This window comes from Pseudomonas sp. PDM27 (assembly GCF_019219205.1).
Lineage (GTDB): Bacteria > Pseudomonadota > Gammaproteobacteria > Pseudomonadales > Pseudomonadaceae > Aquipseudomonas > Aquipseudomonas laurylsulfatiphila.
This window is the reverse complement of sequence record NZ_JAHUWF010000004.1, coordinates 322,147-338,637: the sequence shown is the minus strand read 5'-3', so window position 1 is coordinate 338,637 and position 16,491 is coordinate 322,147. Positions and strand designations below refer to the sequence as shown.

At 57.5% G+C, this 16,491-nt stretch carries 15 protein-coding genes and 1 tRNA gene; 6 read left to right on the top strand and 10 right to left on the bottom strand.

Annotated features, from left to right (window positions below):
• Window positions 1–108: 108 nt before the first annotated feature.
• From KW838_RS11715 to queA, 6 genes are all read right to left on the bottom strand, one after another.
• A complete protein-coding gene (locus tag KW838_RS11715; protein WP_015093622.1) occupies window positions 109–657 on the bottom strand; it encodes a glycine zipper 2TM domain-containing protein in 549 nt (182 codons plus the stop codon).
• A gap of 121 nt (window positions 658–778) precedes the next feature.
• Window positions 779–1,693, bottom strand: coding sequence for a protein translocase subunit SecF (gene secF, locus KW838_RS11710; protein ID WP_218501150.1), 915 nt, complete (start codon window positions 1,691–1,693; stop codon window positions 779–781).
• Window positions 1,694–1,702: 9 nt separating this feature from the next.
• A complete protein-coding gene (gene secD, locus KW838_RS11705) occupies window positions 1,703–3,571 on the bottom strand; it encodes a protein translocase subunit SecD (RefSeq protein ID WP_102702728.1) in 1,869 nt (622 codons plus the stop codon).
• Window positions 3,572–3,635: 64 nt separating this feature from the next.
• On the bottom strand, window positions 3,636–3,971 hold the full coding sequence (gene yajC, locus KW838_RS11700; RefSeq protein WP_007956696.1) for a preprotein translocase subunit YajC: 336 nt from the start codon (window positions 3,969–3,971) through the stop codon (window positions 3,636–3,638).
• 43 nt (window positions 3,972–4,014) lie between these two features.
• On the bottom strand, window positions 4,015–5,130 hold the full coding sequence (gene tgt / locus KW838_RS11695) for a tRNA guanosine(34) transglycosylase Tgt (protein ID WP_162130301.1): 1,116 nt from the start codon (window positions 5,128–5,130) through the stop codon (window positions 4,015–4,017).
• Window positions 5,131–5,144: 14 nt separating this feature from the next.
• A complete protein-coding gene (gene queA / locus KW838_RS11690; RefSeq protein WP_007982725.1) occupies window positions 5,145–6,194 on the bottom strand; it encodes a tRNA preQ1(34) S-adenosylmethionine ribosyltransferase-isomerase QueA in 1,050 nt (349 codons plus the stop codon).
• A 107-nt stretch (window positions 6,195–6,301) separates the two neighbouring features.
• On the opposite strand from queA, the gene KW838_RS11685 reads away from it, so the two are divergent.
• Together KW838_RS11685 and KW838_RS11680 are read left to right on the top strand one after the other, a co-directional pair.
• Window positions 6,302–6,386 (top strand) — tRNA-Leu (locus KW838_RS11685).
• 182 nt (window positions 6,387–6,568) lie between these two features.
• Window positions 6,569–6,898: a hypothetical protein gene (locus KW838_RS11680; RefSeq protein ID WP_218501149.1), complete on the top strand. Its 330-nt coding sequence runs from the start codon at window positions 6,569–6,571 to the stop codon at window positions 6,896–6,898.
• Between the two features lie 418 nt (window positions 6,899–7,316).
• Here KW838_RS11680 and KW838_RS11675 read toward each other — a convergent pair whose 3' ends face one another.
• The 4 genes from KW838_RS11675 to KW838_RS11660 all read right to left on the bottom strand — a co-directional run bounded on the left by KW838_RS11675 (window position 7,317) and on the right by KW838_RS11660 (window position 10,619).
• Window positions 7,317–8,633, bottom strand: coding sequence for an AAA family ATPase (locus tag KW838_RS11675; RefSeq protein ID WP_218501148.1), 1,317 nt, complete (start codon window positions 8,631–8,633; stop codon window positions 7,317–7,319).
• Window positions 8,634–8,774: 141 nt separating this feature from the next.
• A complete protein-coding gene (locus tag KW838_RS11670) occupies window positions 8,775–9,149 on the bottom strand; it encodes a hypothetical protein (RefSeq protein ID WP_218501147.1) in 375 nt (124 codons plus the stop codon).
• Window positions 9,146–10,123 carry a hypothetical protein gene (locus KW838_RS11665; protein ID WP_218501146.1) on the bottom strand — a complete coding sequence of 326 codons (978 nt, stop codon included), beginning with the start codon at window positions 10,121–10,123 and terminating at the stop codon, window positions 9,146–9,148. Before KW838_RS11665 ends, KW838_RS11670 begins: the two co-directional genes overlap by 4 nt.
• A 7-nt stretch (window positions 10,124–10,130) precedes the next feature.
• Window positions 10,131–10,619: a type VI secretion system tube protein Hcp gene (locus KW838_RS11660; RefSeq protein WP_218501145.1), complete on the bottom strand. Its 489-nt coding sequence runs from the start codon at window positions 10,617–10,619 to the stop codon at window positions 10,131–10,133.
• A 647-nt stretch (window positions 10,620–11,266) separates the two neighbouring features.
• Between KW838_RS11660 and KW838_RS11655 the strand changes: the two genes are divergently transcribed.
• The 4 genes from KW838_RS11655 to KW838_RS11640 are packed head-to-tail and all read left to right on the top strand — an operon-like array spanning window position 11,267 to window position 16,399.
• A complete protein-coding gene (locus KW838_RS11655) occupies window positions 11,267–11,743 on the top strand; it encodes a formate dehydrogenase subunit gamma (protein ID WP_007982711.1) in 477 nt (158 codons plus the stop codon).
• Window positions 11,743–13,302, top strand: a complete 1,560-nt coding sequence (locus KW838_RS11650; RefSeq protein WP_218501144.1) for an NADH-quinone oxidoreductase subunit NuoF — start codon at window positions 11,743–11,745, stop codon at window positions 13,300–13,302. Before KW838_RS11655 ends, KW838_RS11650 begins: the two co-directional genes overlap by 1 nt.
• The gene (gene fdhF, locus KW838_RS11645; RefSeq protein WP_218501143.1) at window positions 13,299–16,181 is read left to right on the top strand and encodes a formate dehydrogenase subunit alpha; all 2,883 of its coding nucleotides are present in this window, start codon (window positions 13,299–13,301) and stop codon (window positions 16,179–16,181) included. The genes KW838_RS11650 and fdhF overlap by 4 nt, the downstream gene beginning before the upstream one ends.
• Window positions 16,178–16,399, top strand: coding sequence for a formate dehydrogenase subunit delta (locus tag KW838_RS11640; RefSeq protein ID WP_095965789.1), 222 nt, complete (start codon window positions 16,178–16,180; stop codon window positions 16,397–16,399). The genes fdhF and KW838_RS11640 overlap by 4 nt, the downstream gene beginning before the upstream one ends.
• Window positions 16,400–16,491 lie beyond the last annotated feature (92 nt).

The window sequence follows — 16,491 nt, the reverse complement described above, 5'->3', positions numbered from 1 at the left end:
CCTTCGCGAGCAAGCCCGCTCCCACAGGGGGATTGGTGGTGATGCATAAATTGCGGGCACAAAAAAAGCACCCCGCAGGGTGCTTCTTTTTTATCCAGCTTCAGCAGATCACTGCCCCTGCTGATTCTCCGACAGGATCAACTTGCCTTCCTTATCCACCGGAATCTGGTTGCCCGGATCACGATCCATGCGCACCTTGCCTTCCTTGCCGTCCAGCGAATACCGCACGTCGTAACCTACAACCTTGTCACTGATGTCGTTGACCGTGTTGCAGCGGGTCTGGGTCGTGGTGTAGGTATCACGCTCTTGCATGCCTTCCTGCACCTTGTTGCCGGCATAACCGCCACCGACAGCACCCGCGACCGTGGCGATCTTCTTGCCGGTGCCGCCACCGACCTGGTTACCCAGCAAACCACCTGCCAATGCACCGACCACCGTACCGGCGATCTGATGTTGATCTTTCACCGGCGCCTGCCGGGTGACCGTTACATCCTTGCACACTTCACGTGGAGTCTTGATTTGTGTCTTGACCGGCTCAACGGCGAGTACTTGTGCGAACTCAGGGCCGCTTTTAACCAGGCTGTAGGTGGCCACAGCACCCCCGGCAGTCACACCGACAGCACCCAGTACAGCACCAACCAGCATCGACTTGTTCACATGAACCTCCTGGACCATCACATGCGGAACATGTCCGCGCTTCTCCCAGCCTTGGAGCACAAAAAAAGGCGCGAGTTCAACTCGCGCCTTTTTTGGACTACATCGCAGAGAGAAACTTCCCTCAAGGACGGTCGTCGACTTCCTTCTCGGTATTGGCAGGAGGAATCAGGTCTTCCGTGCTCAGGTTCAGCCAGATCAGCACCACGTTCGCGATGTAGATCGACGAGTAGGTACCCGCCAGAACACCGATGAACAGGGCGATGGAGAAACCGAACAGGTTGTCGCCGCCGAAGAACAGCAGGGCCGCGATTGCCAGCAAGGTGGAGATCGACGTCGCCATGGTCCGCAACAGGGTTTGCGTGGTCGAGATGTTGATGTTCTCGATCAGGCTGGCCTTGCGCAGGACACGGAAGTTCTCACGAACCCGGTCGAATACCACGATGGTGTCGTTGAGCGAGTAACCGATGATCGCCAGTACCGCCGCCAGCACCGTCAGGTCGAAGGTGATCTGGAAGAACGACAGGATACCGATGGTCACGATCACGTCGTGGATCAGGGACACGATCGCACCGACCGCAAACTTCCACTGAAAGCGGAACGCCAGGTAGATCAGGATGCCGCCCAGCGCCATCAGCATGCCGAGGCCACCCTGGTCGCGCAGTTCTTCACCCACCTGCGGGCCGACGAACTCGACGCGCTTGACCGACGCCGGGTTCTCGCCGCCGACCTTCTGCAAGGCCTCAGCGACCTGGTGACCCAGTTGCGGGTCTTCGCCAGGCATGCGCACCAGCAGATCGGTTGTTGCACCGAAGTTCTGCACGATGGCTTCGTGATAACCCGCGGTCACCAGCTGCTCACGCACCTTGGTGACATCGGCCGGACGCTCGTAGGTCAGCTCGATGAGCGTACCGCCGGTGAAGTCCAGGCCCCAGTTCATGCCCTTGTGGAAGACACTGAACAAGGCCAGTGCGGTAAGGAACAATGTGACGCCGAACGCAAAGTTGCGAACGCCCATGAAGTTGATTGTACGTAACATGGCAGCCCCTTAAATCCACAACTTCTTGAAGTCACGACCGCCGAAGATCAGGTTGACCATCGCGCGGGTCACCATGATGGCCGTGAACATCGAGGTAAAGATCCCGAGGGACATGGTCACTGCGAAGCCCTTGACCGGGCCGGTGCCCATGGCAAAGAGGATGCCGCCGACCAGCAAGGTGGTCAGGTTGGCGTCGAGAATCGCGGTGAAAGCCCGGCCGAAGCCTTCGTTGATTGCGCGCTGCACGGTCATGCCGGCGGCGATCTCTTCACGGATCCGCGAGAAGATCAGCACGTTGGCGTCGACCGCCATACCCATGGTCAATACGATACCGGCGATGCCCGGCAGGGTCAGCGTTGCACCCAGCAGCGACATCAGCGCCAGCAGCATCACCATGTTCACCGCCAGAGCGACGGTGGCGATGAGGCCGAAGAAGCGGTAGATGGCCATGATGAACAGCGAGACGAACAGCATGCCCCACAGCGACGCATCGATACCCTTGGTGATGTTGTCGGCACCCAGGCTTGGACCAATGGTGCGTTCTTCAGCAAAGTACATCGGTGCAGCCAGACCACCGGCACGCAGCAGCAGCGCCAGCTCGGACGACTCGCCCTGGCCGTTCAGGCCGGTAATACGGAACTGGGCACCCAGCGGCGACTGGATGGTCGCCAGGCTGATGATCTTCTTCTCTTCCTTGAAGCTCTGGACCGGCACGTCTTTCTCGACGCCGTTGACCACTTGCTTGGTGTAAGTGGTGACCGGACGCTGCTCGATGAAGATCACCGCCATGCTGCGACCAACGTTCGAACGGGTCGCACGGCTCATCAGCTCGCCGCCATGGCCATCCAGACGGATATTCACTTCTGGCCTGCCGTGCTCGTCGAAGCCGGCCTTGGCGTCAGTCACCTGGTCACCGGTGATGATCAGGCCGCGCTCGATCAGCGCAGGAGGACGGCCGCCTTCACGGAACTCGAAGGATTCGGAAGTGGCTTTCGAAGCACCCGGCTCAGCAGCCAGACGGAACTCGAGGTTGGCCGTCTTGCCGAGGATACGCTTGGCTTCGGCGGTGTCCTGCACGCCCGGCAGCTCAACCACGATGCGGTTGGCGCCCTGGCGCTGGACGATCGGTTCGGCAACACCCAGCTCGTTGACGCGGTTACGTACCGTGGTCAAGTTCTGCTTGATGGAGTATTCGCGGATTTCCGCCAGCTTGGCCGGGGTCATCGCCAGACGCAGCACCGGTTGACCATTGAGGTCGGCCGGAACAATGTCGAAATCGTTGAAGTTCTTGCGGATCAGCACACGAGCCTGTTCACGGCTGTCTTCATCAGCGAAGCCCAGCTGGATGGCACCATTGAGTTGCGGCAGGCTGCGATAGCGCAGCTTTTCTTTACGCAGCAGGCTCTTTACATCGCCTTCGTAGACTTTCAGACGTGCATCGAGGGCTTTGTCCATGTCCACTTCCAGCAGGAAGTGCACACCACCGGACAAGTCCAGGCCCAGCTTCATCGGGTGCGCAGCGAGGTTGCGCAGCCATTGCGGGGTGGTTTGTGCCAGGTTCAATGCAACGACGTAGTCATCACCCAACGCCTTGCGTACAACGTCCTTGGCCGGCAGCTGGTCTTCAGCCTTGGTCAGGCGAATCAGACCGCCCTTGCCGCCCTCTGCCAGCGTGGCAGCCTTGACGTTGATCCCGGATTCCTTGAGCGCAGCGCTCACGCGATCCAGATCAGCCTGATTGACCTGCAGCGCAGTGCTTGCACCGCTGACCTGAATGGCCGGGTCATCAGGATAAAGATTGGGAGCGGAATAAATCAGACCGACCGCCAGCACCGCCAGGATCAGAATGTATTTCCACAGAGGATATTTGTTCAGCATCACGCCGCCCGTTTATGACGCGGGGCGCCTTGCGCGCCCCGTCGATTGAAAATGAAGTTGAAACTTAGATCGCTTTGAGCGTGCCTTTTGGCAGCGTCGCGGCGATGGCGCCTTTCTGGAATTTCATTTCGACGGTGTCGGAAACTTCCAGAACGACGAAATCGTCGGCCACTTTAGTGATCTTGCCGGCGATGCCGCCGGTGGTCACAACTTCGTCGCCTTTCTGCAGGCTGCTCAGCAGGTTTTTCTGCTCTTTGGCGCGCTTGGCCTGTGGACGCCAGATCATCAGGTAGAAGATGACCAGGAAGCCGACCAGGAAAATCCACTCGAAACCGCCGCCCATAGGGGCTGCCGCAGGGGCTGCAGCGTCTGCCATGGCATTAGAGATAAAAAAGCTCATTTAGCACTCCAGTTGCAAATGTTGAATCTTGGGGTCAGGAAACTCAGTCCAAAGGCGGAACAGGTAACCCGCGTTTGGCATAGAAGGCATCGACAAAGGCGGCCAATGTACCCTGTTGAATAGCCTCGCGCAAACCAGCCATAAGCACTTGATAATGACGCAAGTTATGGATGGTATTGAGCATGCTTCCCAGCATTTCGCCGCACTTGTCCAGGTGATGCAGATAAGCGCGGGAGAAGTTCTGGCAGGTATAGCAATCGCAGGTCGGATCGAGCGGCGAATCATCATGGCGATGGAACGCGTTTCGGATCTTCAGCACGCCGGTATCGATGAACAGATGCCCATTGCGGGCATTACGGGTTGGCATCACGCAATCGAACATGTCCACACCGCGGCGCACACCCTCAACCAAGTCTTCCGGTTTGCCAACGCCCATAAGGTAACGAGGTTTGTCAGCCGGCATCATGCCTGGCAGGTAATCCAGCACCTTGATCATCTCGTGCTTGGGCTCGCCCACCGACAGGCCGCCAATGGCCAGGCCATCGAAGCCGATCTTGTCCAGGCCTTCCAGGGAGCGCATGCGCAGGTCCTGGTGCATGCCGCCCTGAACGATGCCGAACAGCGCCGCCGTGTTGTCGCCATGGGCTTCTTTCGAACGCTTGGCCCAACGCAGGGACAATTCCATGGAAATACGCGCGACATCTTCATCAGCCGGGTACGGCGTGCATTCGTCGAAAATCATCACGATGTCGGAGCCCAGGTCACGCTGGACCTGCATCGACTCTTCCGGACCCATGAACACCTTGGCGCCGTCGACCGGGGAAGCGAAGGTCACGCCCTCCTCCTTGATCTTGCGCATGGCGCCCAGGCTGAACACCTGGAAACCGCCGGAGTCAGTCAGGATCGGGCCTTTCCACTGCATGAAATCGTGCAGGTCGCCGTGCTTCTTGATCACTTCCGTGCCCGGGCGCAGCCACAGGTGGAAAGTGTTGCCCAGAATGATTTCAGCGCCAGTCGCCTCGATATCCCGTGGCAGCATGCCCTTGACCGTGCCGTAGGTGCCCACCGGCATGAAGGCCGGGGTCTCGACGGTACCGCGCGGGAAGGTCAAACGACCGCGACGAGCCTTGCCATCAGTGGCCAGCAGCTCGAAAGACATACGACAGGTGCGACTCATACTGTTTCCTCTGGGCCGCTTGGAGCGGGATTACGGGTGATGAACATCGCATCACCGTAGCTGAAAAAGCGGTAACCGTTGTCGACCGCGGCTTTGTAGGCAGCCATGGTTTCCGGATAACCGGCAAACGCCGAAACCAGCATCAACAGCGTGGATTCGGGCAAATGGAAATTGGTGACCAGGGCATCGACCACATGAAACGGCCGGCCAGGGTAAATGAAAATATCTGTATCGCCGCTGAACGGCTTGAGCACGCCATCGCGGGCAGCACTTTCCAGCGAGCGCACGCTGGTGGTCCCCACGGCCACCACGCGACCACCGCGAGCGCGACAGGCGGCAACGGCATCGACCACGTCCTGGCCGACTTCCAGCCATTCGCTGTGCATGTGATGGTCTTCGATCTTCTCGACCCGCACCGGCTGGAACGTACCCGCGCCGACGTGCAAGGTCACGAACGCCGTCTCGACGCCCTTGGCGGCAATCGCCTCCATCAGCACCTGATCGAAATGCAGCCCCGCCGTCGGCGCCGCCACCGCGCCCAAACGCTCGGCGTAGACAGTCTGGTAACGCTCGCGGTCGGCGCCTTCATCCGGGCGGTCTATATAAGGAGGCAACGGCATGTGCCCGACGCGGTCGAGCAGCGGCAACACCTCCTCGGCAAACCCCAGCTCGAACAACGCATCGTGACGCGCCAGCATCTCGGCCTCGCCACCGCCGTCGATCAGGATCTTCGACCCAGGCTTGGGCGACTTGCTGGAACGCACATGGGCCAGCACGCGATGACTGTCGAGCACCCGCTCCACCAGGATTTCCAGCTTGCCGCCGGAAGCCTTCTGGCCAAACAGCCGCGCCGGAATCACCCGGGTATTGTTGAACACCATCAAATCGCCGGGGCGCAAATGCTCCAGCAAATCAGTGAATTGACGGTGTGCCAGGGCGCCGCTGACCCCATCCAGGGTCAACAGACGACTATTGCGACGCTCGGCCAAAGGATGGCGGGCAATCAGCGAATCAGGGAGCTCGAAAGTAAAGTCAGCAACGCGCATGATGGGGTTCGTCTAGCAGGGCCGGGAAGTCTAGCGGAATTATCAAAAATTCTCCATGTACCTGATTGACCAGCGGTTATCTCATCTCTATACTTCGCCGCCATTGAGCCCTGATGGCGGAATTGGTAGACGCGGCGGATTCAAAATCCGTTTTCGAAAGGAGTGGGAGTTCGAGTCTCCCTCGGGGCACCAAAATTAAGAAAGGTCTTGCTTAGCAAGGCCTTTTTTTTCGCCCGCGATAAAGTGGCCAGCCCCCCACCGACAAACGCCCCGACAACGCACCAACCTGTAGGAGCTGCCGAAGGCTGCGATCTTTTGATCTTGCCTCTCTTCTGCCCTCCTCGCCGGAAGAACATTTCACAAGGATTCCCCCCATGGAATTGCACCTGGAAACCGTCGCCCTCTTCTCCCTCAAACTGGCTTATGAATCGGAAGGTCAGAGCCCGATTTTGCGGGATGATTTGGTGATGGGTGATTACCAGCGGGATGTGTTTGAGTTGCTGGTGCGGCGGGGGGATGTTGAGGGGATCCAGGTGAAGGTGGGTGAGTGTGTGGGGTTGGCGTTGGAGGCTGTTGGGGGTGTGGATAAGCCGTTGGGGCGGGAGTTGGGGAGGTTGGTGGGGGAGTTTGCCGGGATTCGGGCGATGGAGGGACTTGATGGGCCGCTTGTTGCGCTTAAGGATTATTTGAAAGACATTCAGTGAATGAGGCGGGCGGCTTGGAGCTCCCTGATAGTGGGCCGCCGCAGGGCGCTATTATAGCTTTTTTAATCTGCCCCCTCTTTTACCAGTGCTTTTTTCCACTGCGAGCTTAGATAAGTTAGTTCTGAAACCAATCGCCAAACACTTTAATCAACCATAACTGCGACATGAGGAAGATACAATTCAACCCCTTAAAATAACTAACCGAAAAGGAAGGCACTCCAGTTCCTAATTTAACTAGAATCAAAGAAAAATAACAAATTACCGATTTTTGCCCTCTAAAAATACAGCAGAATGGAGGGGGCAGATTTATTTATTACCCGAAATATATCCACCTCCTTACACCTACTTTTAGTGCTCCACCCACCAAAATTTATACATCAAGCTCATCTAAATATTTACATAAAAAGCTCCAATCTTCTCACCGTCCAAAAATAGCAATTTTTGCCTCGATTAAAAAATCCTCAAGCTCCTGTGGGTGCTCATCAATCCACATTTCACACACAACGGAAAACAGCCTATTGAAATCCCACCCAAACACCCGATTCACGTTATGGAAATAGTCGTGAAAATCCGAACCCGCTGCAAAGGCCTTTGCCTGACTAACTTTCACTTCGGAAACCATAAGCTTAGCAGCAAGGAATGCCGTCGGCTTTGACTTAAAGTAAGCCGCCATAAGTTCATCCGGAGCCAGGTTAGTAGGTAGAAAAAAATATTCCCCTCCTTTATTTAAAGCTGCTTTATTACCACGGCAGTCACCGTCATACAACCCTACAAATTTAAATCCTTTATGAGGAAATGCTAATCGACTCAAATCGGTAGAAACATGTCCATCAGAACCGGACTTATGATAATAAAAGCTATTTATAGAAAATTCCGTTGAACTATTAAACAAAGCCTTAGCAAACAAAATACCCCCAACATCTTCCAAAAATAGCATTCCTATTTTGGGAGAAACCAACCCCAAACTCTCAAGATGAGATGCCATACCATCCACAATGGAAAAACTTTTAATCCCCTCATCAGTCCTCAAAATCAAATGCACTCGACTAGAAGGTATTCTCTTTAGGATATGCTCCGAATGTGTCGCCAACATCAAAGTAATACCTAACCCAGCAACAACCTTTGCTAAAATATTTGTCAATCTTTCTTGACTCGCAGGAGGCAGAAAACTTTCTGGCTCCTCAACAAAAAGAACCTTACCCCCTTCAACATTCTCCATATACCTTACTAACCACCAAAAATAAAATAATGATAGTTCCCCCATCCCCATTCCGGAACTATCATAGACAACCCCACCCAACTCGACTCTAAAAAATGGAAAGGCAGGATAATCTTCGAATTCACCCTCGACCGTGGTCATCCAGACTCGACTATACTCATTCCCAGTTAGATAATTTATTACGCTTAATTCGTCTGAGGTCGCCAGACTTTCCCCATGCTGCTCAATCAACTCTATAATATTTGTTTGCTGGAGCAACATATCCTGAAAAAGTGGGATCAATGTGCAAGGATCAAACATAAAAGAAGCTAATTCCATTTCCGCTTGACCCGAGAAAGCCAAGCCTTTATCCGCCTCTTCATAATTTACATATTTTTCATACCCTACGCGATTTACCTTCAGATTAATTTTAAGCTTTGCATTCTGCAAAATAGGTGTTTTGAAGGGTGCACGATTACTGTATTCCCCAAGAAAAAGTATCGATATTACGATGATCGCCAGCGCATCATTATTCATTGTGGCAAGACTTCATAAACAGCTTCTCTACACGAATTTCCAAACTTTTCGCCGATCTCACCTACAACCAACCGCCTACGTCTCCTCCAATCACGGCATAAGCCATTTCCCAGCCAGCAATATATCTGCCACTCGCCCAATTCACTTAATATACTTCACGCAGACCCCAAAAATAATAAAAACAAGACTTAATAGCCAACATAACCCCCATGAGACAACTAGCATTCGTTTCAAACCCTTGGGAAATTTTTCGACTTCCGCAGCATTAACGATACCTCGTCTGACGGATATTCCCGGCATCATCAAAACCATAGTGAGAACCCCACTGCGCATAACTTTCCCAACAACACCGAAATCAGAAAATGCGGCCTTGTTAACTTTCACAAAATGACTATTACACAACAACGCTTCCGCTTTTTCGGTGTGAGCTTGCACAATATAAATCAACCATATCGCTACAAATAAAAGCGGACCAAGTATTATTAAAAATATCAAACCGACGTGGGCGTTATTCACTGCGCTATTTTCTCAAAGAGGAATTCGCCAATATATTCACCTGCCATTTCGCCTATCTTCCCTCCTTCGACCCCACCCACTGCACCGCCAACTACGCCGCATACGAGTGCACCAGGCCCGCCACTTGCGACACCTAACACCAACATACACCCAAAGATTGTAGCCTGCCCTCCAATGGCTCCTACAACGGCTCCACCAACAAGGCTTCCCGCCAAAGAAGAACCCTCGACGTACTTCGCCTTCGTACACTCATCCTCCCGTCCCAACGCACATGCCTGCTTGATCTTCAGCCCGGCAGAGGCAACCTCCAACGCAGTGCCAATGTAGACTCCTCGCTTGATCAGCATCGCCGCCCTGGCCACGCCACTAACCTTCTGCGCATAACCGGCAATCTCGCCAGTACTCATGTAACTCTTGGTCGAAATCCCCAGCATTCGTTTTATCGAACCTTGGGAACGAAGCCCCGAGCCGTAGGCGGCTACATTGCCCAATTGTTTTTCCAGCTTGACGAACAACCTGGCGCGTTCGCTGTAGAACCTGTCTCTGGCGGCAATAGATCCGCTGCGCAGATAGTTTTCATGGGCCTGCTCGATCTCCTCTAGCGTAGTCTTGATCGCAGCCATGTGTTTGCTCCACCCATCACTGACAACCCCGGCGCCAAAAGCGCCATCGTCGAGTAAGCCCTGCAGCAATTCGAAGTTGTCGAGAAAGAAGTCGTCGGCGTCGACTTGATTAGTCAGCAGAGCGAGGTGAATGTCCCTCGCTTTGGTCATCAAGTACGCCTCTTGATAGGTACTGGATGAGGTCGTTACATCACCGATGATCACTAACTCGCCTGCCAACACCACAGTGTTGGCGATATGGCTGTTGAGTGCATCAAACTTGGTTCTTGCAATGCCAGTTAGTCGCAGCTCGGCCTTGAGGGATTCAAAAGACTGGGTTCGGGAGTTGATAAACGCTAGAGGCTCTGTCATCTGTGCCTCACGAATATCTTTTATTGCCGATGCGATCCCAGCCGCCAGCTATGTTTCCGCCGCCTGCACCATCGCTGCGTTTTTGCTGGGTGTACACGGTTTTAATGCGGCCGTAATTCAGTTGCACGATTTCAACTGGAATGCCGGCTGCGGCATTTTGCGTGTAGTCGGCGATGATGACTTCCTCGAGCACGATCTCGTAGTACTTGAGCTTGTCGGTACCCGCCCGGCTCAGCACCAGGGTGACTTCTTTCAGGTGCTCACCGGCGCAACTGGCTTCCATCAGTTTGCAGCTGGATTTGTCCAGAGTTTTGGTAAAAGTGAAATGGCTCAGCGTTGTCCGGCCGGCAGTTGCGCCACCGGCAGAGCTGGCGGTGGCTGAAGTGCTTTGATAGGTGCTAAAGCTGTAGCCGCTCACTTCGATCCAGTTGCGGTATTTTTCGTCCAGCGCTTCGCCTGGAATACCTTCGATTTTGATAAAAGCATCAAACGCCATGGGACCGCTCCTTGGCAGGGTGGATTGTCTGGTTTTTAAAGGACCAGGAAATCTACGCCGTTCGGAATCAGCGATGACTCATTCAGCCATTGCCAAAAAACAGAATCAGATGTTTCCGACTCTGTTTCGGCGGTCGGATGTAGGACGTTTCCGCGCAGTAGGCATTGGAGGTGGGTTGTGGGGCGTCGTCAGCTTTGATGGTGGTTGGGCTGGCGCTTTCGCGAGCAGGCTCGCTCCCACAGGGGTAGCGGCGTACTTCAGCGCATCTGCTCCGTAGAATCGCCCTTGGTTCTGATGCTTCTTCTCACCGGTAATGCTTGCTATACATCAGCCATCGACAAGCCCTTTGGGCATTAGGCCAGTGTGTGAACGCCCCTTGCGGCACTCATCTAGACTTAATGGATAGTCGTAGGCAGAACCGAGCACGTCGCTTTGGTGCAGGTCGATCAATAGCGGCGTGGCAAGCTGCCCTTTATGCCCAGTAGAGGTGCGACGAAGATCGTGCCGGGCACAACAAGATGCCCGCTCAGGGTGCCCTGGCCAACGGCCAAATTGCCACGATACCGTGACGTGGTGTGAGTGCCGCAGCCGACACTTTCGGACGACCGACGACCTTCTGGTTTGTCCGTGACCGTGAGGATTGCTGAATGCCTGATGAGATGTTGCACCTGCCTGTGGTCAACAGTTTGCTGGAGCGCCACAAGGGCTCTGCGGGTGCGCTGTTGCCCATTCTTCATGATATTCAGGAGCGCATTGGGTACATCCCCGATGTCGCCGTCCCCGAGATTGCCCATGCCCTGAACCTGAGCCAGGCCGAGGTTCGTGGGGTGATCAGTTTTTACCATGACTTCCGTACTGCGCCGCCCGCGCGGCATATCCTGCGGTTGTGTCGGGCCGAGTCGTGCAAGAGCCGTGGTGCCGAGCAATTGGCTGCGCAGTTGCGTGAGCGTCTGCAACTGGATGACCACGGTAGTAGCGCCGATGGCAGCATCAGTTTGCGGCCGGTGTATTGCCTGGGTGCCTGTGCCTGTTCGCCGGCTCTGGAGCTGGATGGCCGGGTGCATGCGCGGCTGAGTGCCGAGCGTCTGGATGCGTTGCTCGACGCTTGCCGGGAGGACGCGTGATGCCGACTCTTTATCTGCCCTGTGATTCGCTGGCCCGTGCTGTGGGTGCCGACGAGGTCTCGACGGCCCTGATCACTCAGGCCAAGGAACGCAATCTGCCGCTGGAGTTGCAGCGCACCAGTTCGCGCGGGCTGTATTGGCTGGAACCGTTGCTGGAGGTGGACAGCCCGCAAGGTCGTATTGGCTTCGGGCCGCTGACCGCTGCCGATGTGCCGTCGGTGCTTGATGCGCTGCAAGACGAGCCGTCCGCTCATCCGCTGGCCTTGGGCCTGGTGGAGGAGTTGCCTTATCTGAAGACTCAACAACGCCTGCTGTTCGCCCGCGCCGGCATTACCCGGCCGCTGTCGCTGGACGATTACCGGGCCCATGGCGGTTTCGAAGGTTTGAACAGGGCCGTCACCCTTGGCGGCGAGCAGACCGCGACTGCGGTGTTCGATTCGGGCCTGCGTGGCCGTGGTGGTGCGGCCTTCCCCGCCGGGATCAAATGGCGCACGGTGCGTGCGACCGAAGCGGCGCAAAAGTACATTGTGTGCAACGCCGACGAAGGCGACTCCGGCACATTTGCCGACCGCATGCTGATGGAAGGCGACCCCTTCCTGCTGATCGAAGGCATGGCCATTGCCGGCCTGTGCGTCGGCGCCACTTACGGCTACATCTATGTGCGCTCGGAATATCCGGATGCCGTGGCCACCCTGCGCAACGCGCTGCAGATTGCCCGGGAGAACGGTTACCTGGGCGCCAATGTCGGCGGCAGTGGTCAGGCCTTCGATATGGAAGTGCGGGTCGGTGCCGGTGCCTACATCTGCGGTGAAGAAACCGCGCTGCTGGACTCTCTGGAAGGAAAGCGCGGGATCGTGCGCGCCAAGCCGCCGATTCCTGCCTTGAAGGGGCTGTTCGGCCAACCGACCCTGGTGCACAACGTGCTGACCCTGGCCTCGGTGCCGCTGATTCTGGCCAAGGGCGCGCAGTTCTATCGCGACTATGGCATGGGCCGCTCCCTGGGCACCATGCCCTTCCAGTTAGCGGGCAATATTCGTCACGGTGGGCTTGTGGAACGGGCTTTTGGCCTGTCGCTGCGGGAGCTGGTGGAAGACTACGGCGGAGGTACCGCCAGTGGTCGGCCGCTGAAGGCTGCACAGGTGGGCGGCCCGCTCGGCGCCTGGGTGCCGCCGTCGCAATTCGACACGCCGCTGGATTACGAAGCCTTCGCCGCCATCGGCGCGATGCTCGGTCACGGGGGTGTGGTGGTGGCGGACGACACCTTGGACATGGCCCACATGGCGCGTTTCGCGATGGAGTTCTGCGCCGAGGAATCCTGTGGCAAATGCACGCCGTGCCGCATCGGCTCGACCCGTGGCGTCGAGGTGATCGACCGCCTGCTGGCAGCGCCGGACGCGAGCGGTCGCGATGAGCAGGTGATCATCCTCAAGGACCTGTGCGACACCCTGCAATACGGTTCGCTGTGCGCATTGGGCGGCATGGTTTCCTTTCCGGTCGCCAGCGCCCTCAAGCACTTCCCCGCCGACTTCGGCTTGCAGCCCTCGGAGGCCGAGCAATGATTACTCTCTTCGACCCGAACACAGACATTGACCTTGGTACTCCTGCCCGCGAGAGCGAGGTGCAAGTCACCCTGAGCATCGACGGCCGCAGCATCAGCGTGCCCGAGGGCACCTCGGTGATGCGCGCCGCTGCGCTGCTGGGCACCACCATTCCAAAACTCTGTGCCACCGACAGCCTGGAAGCCTTCGGCTCCTGCCGCATGTGCCTGGTGGAGATCGACGGCATGCGCGGCTACCCGGCGTCCTGCACCACGCCGGTCACTGAAGGCATGAGCGTGCACACCCAGACGCCAAAGCTCGCGACCCTGCGCCGCAACGTCATGGAGCTGTACATTTCCGATCACCCGCTGGACTGCCTCACCTGCTCGGCCAACGGCAACTGCGAGCTGCAAACCGTGGCCGGCCAAGTCGGCCTGCGGGAGGTGCGTTACGGCTATGAGGGCGACAACCATCTGGCGGATGTGAAGGACACCTCCAACCCCTATTTCGACTACGACCCGAGCAAGTGCATCGTCTGCAACCGCTGCGTGCGCGCCTGCGAAGAGACCCAGGGAACCTTTGCCCTGACCATTACCGGGCGCGGTTTCGAATCCCGGGTGGCCGCTGCGGGTGGGGATAACTTCCTCGACTCGGAATGCGTGTCCTGCGGCGCCTGTGTGCAAGCCTGCCCGACTGCGACGCTGATGGAAAAAAGCGTAGTCGAACTCGGTCAGCCTGAACGCAGCGTGATCACCACTTGTGCCTACTGCGGCGTGGGCTGCTCGTTCCGCGCCGAGATGAAAGGCGACCAGCTGGTGCGCATGGTTCCGGACAAGAACGGCCAGGCCAACCATGGCCACTCCTGCGTCAAGGGGCGCTTTGCCTGGGGCTACGCCACCCACCCGGATCGCATCACCAAGCCGATGATCCGCCAGCACATCAACGACCCGTGGCAGGAAGTCAGCTGGGATGAAGCGGTGACCTACGCCGCCAGCGAATTCCGTCGGTTGCAGCAGAAATACGGCCGCGACTCCATTGGTGGCATCACCTCCAGCCGCTGCACCAACGAAGAAACCTATCTGGTGCAAAAGCTGGTACGCGCCGCGTTCGGCAACAACAATGTCGACACCTGTGCGCGGGTTTGCCACTCACCGACCGGCTATGGCTTGAAGCAAACCCTTGGCGAGTCCGCTGGTACCCAGAGTTTCGATTCGGTGATGCAGGCCGACGTGATCCTGGTGATGGGCGCCAACCCCAGCGACGCCCACCCGGTGTTCGCCTCCCAGCTCAAACGCCGCCTGCGTGAAGGCGCGCGGCTGATCGTCATCGATCCACGGCGCATTGATCTGGTGGACTCGGTGCACGCCCGCGCCGAATACCATTTGGCCCTGCGCCCGGGCACTAACGTCGCCATGCTCAACGCGTTGGCCCATGTCATCGTCACTGAAGGGTTGCTCAATCAGGCCTTTGTCGACGCCCGTTGCGAGGGCAGCGATTTCGCCAATTGGAGCGAGTTCGTCAGCCGTGCGGAGAACTCGCCGGAAGTGCTGGGTGCCATCTGCGGTGTGCCCGCTGCCGATATCCGTGCTGCGGCGCGTCTGTATGCCACGGGCGGCAATGCGGCGATCTACTACGGCCTCGGCGTCACCGAGCACAGCCAGGGCAGCACGGCGGTCATGGGCATCGCCAACCTCGCGATGGCTACCGGCAACATCGGCCGCGAAGGCGTGGGCGTGAACCCGTTGCGGGGGCAGAACAACGTTCAGGGTTCCTGCGACATGGGCTCGTTCCCTCACGAGTTGCCTGGCTACCGGCACATTTCCAACGAGGTGGTGCGGGCGCAGTTTGAACAGGCGTGGAACATCACCCTGCAACCCGACCCGGGCCTGCGCATTCCCAACATGTTCGAGTCGGCCCTGGCCGGCAGTTTCAAGGGCCTGTATTGCCAGGGCGAAGACATCGCCCAGAGCGATCCGAATACCCAGCACGTCACCGCAGCCCTGTCGGCGATGGAGTGTGTGGTGGTGCAGGATATTTTCCTCAACGAAACCGCCAAGTTCGCCCACGTGTTCCTGCCGGGCGCCTCGTTCCTGGAAAAAGACGGCACCTTCACCAACGCCGAGCGACGCATCTCCCGGGTGCGCAAGGTCATGGACCCGCTGGGCGGCAAGGCCGACTGGGAAGGCACGGTGGCCCTGGCCAATGCCCTGGGTTACCCGATGAACTACAAGCACCCATCGGAAATCATGGATGAAATCGCCAGCCTGACGCCGACTTTCACCAACGTCAGCTACGCCGAACTGGACCGCCACGGCAGCCTGCAATGGCCGTGCAACGCCGCGGCGCCAGACGGCACGCCGACCATGCACATCGAGGAATTCGTGCGCGGCAAGGGGCGTTTCATGCTCACCGGCTACGTGCCCACCGAGGAAAAGGTCAACACTCGTTATCCGCTGCTGCTGACCACCGGGCGCATCCTCAGCCAGTACAACGTCGGCGCCCAGACCCGGCGCACCGAGAACGTCGCCTGGCACGACGAAGACCGCCTGGAAATCCACCCGACCGACGCCGAGAGCCGTGGCATCAACGAAGGTGACTGGGTCGGCATCGGCAGCCGCGCCGGCCAGACCGTGCTGCGTGCGCGGATCACCGAACGGGTCGCCCCGGGCGTGGTGTACACCACCTTCCACTTCCCGGAATCGGGGGCCAACGTGATCACCACCGACAACTCCGACTGGGCCACCAACTGTCCGGAGTACAAGGTCACGGCTGTGGAAGTCAGCCGCGTTTATCACCCTTCGGAGTGGCAAAAGCGCTTCCAGGAGTTCAGCGAAGAACAGGACCGTTTGCTCAAGGATCGCCGCCACGCCCGTGGTGATAAAGCCGAGGTACGCCGATGAGTACTGACAACCTGATCAAGATGGCCAACCAGATCGCCCAGTACTTCGCCAGCCAGCCGGACCAGCAACAGGCGGTGCTCAGCGTGCGCAATCATCTGCAGATGTACTGGGCGCCGAGCATGCGCAAGGAATTGCTGGCCTGGCAGACGGAGCATAAAGGGGCGGACCTGCACCCGCTGGTGCAGGCGGCGGTGAGTGGGGCGGGTTGGGGGGCTTAGGTTCAACCTGCTGGCTGAACCCCTGTAGGAGCGAGCTTGCTCGCGAAAAACTCAAGGACACCGCGTTTATCCAGGATTTACGCGTTATCGTT

Excerpts from the sequence above, each read along its gene's own strand:
- queA (WP_007982725.1), bottom strand. The coding sequence starts at position 6,194 with ATGCGCGTTGCTGACTTTACTTTCGAGCTCCCTGATTCGCTGATTGCC.
- KW838_RS11650 (WP_218501144.1), top strand. The coding sequence starts at position 11,743 with ATGCCGACTCTTTATCTGCCCTGTGATTCGCTGGCCCGTGCTGTGGGT.
- KW838_RS11655 (WP_007982711.1), top strand. The coding sequence starts at position 11,267 with ATGCCTGATGAGATGTTGCACCTGCCTGTGGTCAACAGTTTGCTGGAG.
- KW838_RS11675 (WP_218501148.1), bottom strand. The coding sequence starts at position 8,633 with ATGAATAATGATGCGCTGGCGATCATCGTAATATCGATACTTTTTCTT.
- KW838_RS11680 (WP_218501149.1), top strand. The coding sequence starts at position 6,569 with ATGGAATTGCACCTGGAAACCGTCGCCCTCTTCTCCCTCAAACTGGCT.
- secF (WP_218501150.1), bottom strand. The coding sequence starts at position 1,693 with ATGTTACGTACAATCAACTTCATGGGCGTTCGCAACTTTGCGTTCGGC.
- yajC (WP_007956696.1), bottom strand. The coding sequence starts at position 3,971 with ATGAGCTTTTTTATCTCTAATGCCATGGCAGACGCTGCAGCCCCTGCG.
- KW838_RS11640 (WP_095965789.1), top strand. The coding sequence starts at position 16,178 with ATGAGTACTGACAACCTGATCAAGATGGCCAACCAGATCGCCCAGTAC.
- KW838_RS11660 (WP_218501145.1), bottom strand. The coding sequence starts at position 10,619 with ATGGCGTTTGATGCTTTTATCAAAATCGAAGGTATTCCAGGCGAAGCG.
- tgt (WP_162130301.1), bottom strand. The coding sequence starts at position 5,130 with ATGTCTTTCGAGCTGCTGGCCACTGATGGCAAGGCTCGTCGCGGTCGT.
- KW838_RS11665 (WP_218501146.1), bottom strand. The coding sequence starts at position 10,123 with ATGACAGAGCCTCTAGCGTTTATCAACTCCCGAACCCAGTCTTTTGAA.
- secD (WP_102702728.1), bottom strand. The coding sequence starts at position 3,571 with ATGCTGAACAAATATCCTCTGTGGAAATACATTCTGATCCTGGCGGTG.
- fdhF (WP_218501143.1), top strand. The coding sequence starts at position 13,299 with ATGATTACTCTCTTCGACCCGAACACAGACATTGACCTTGGTACTCCT.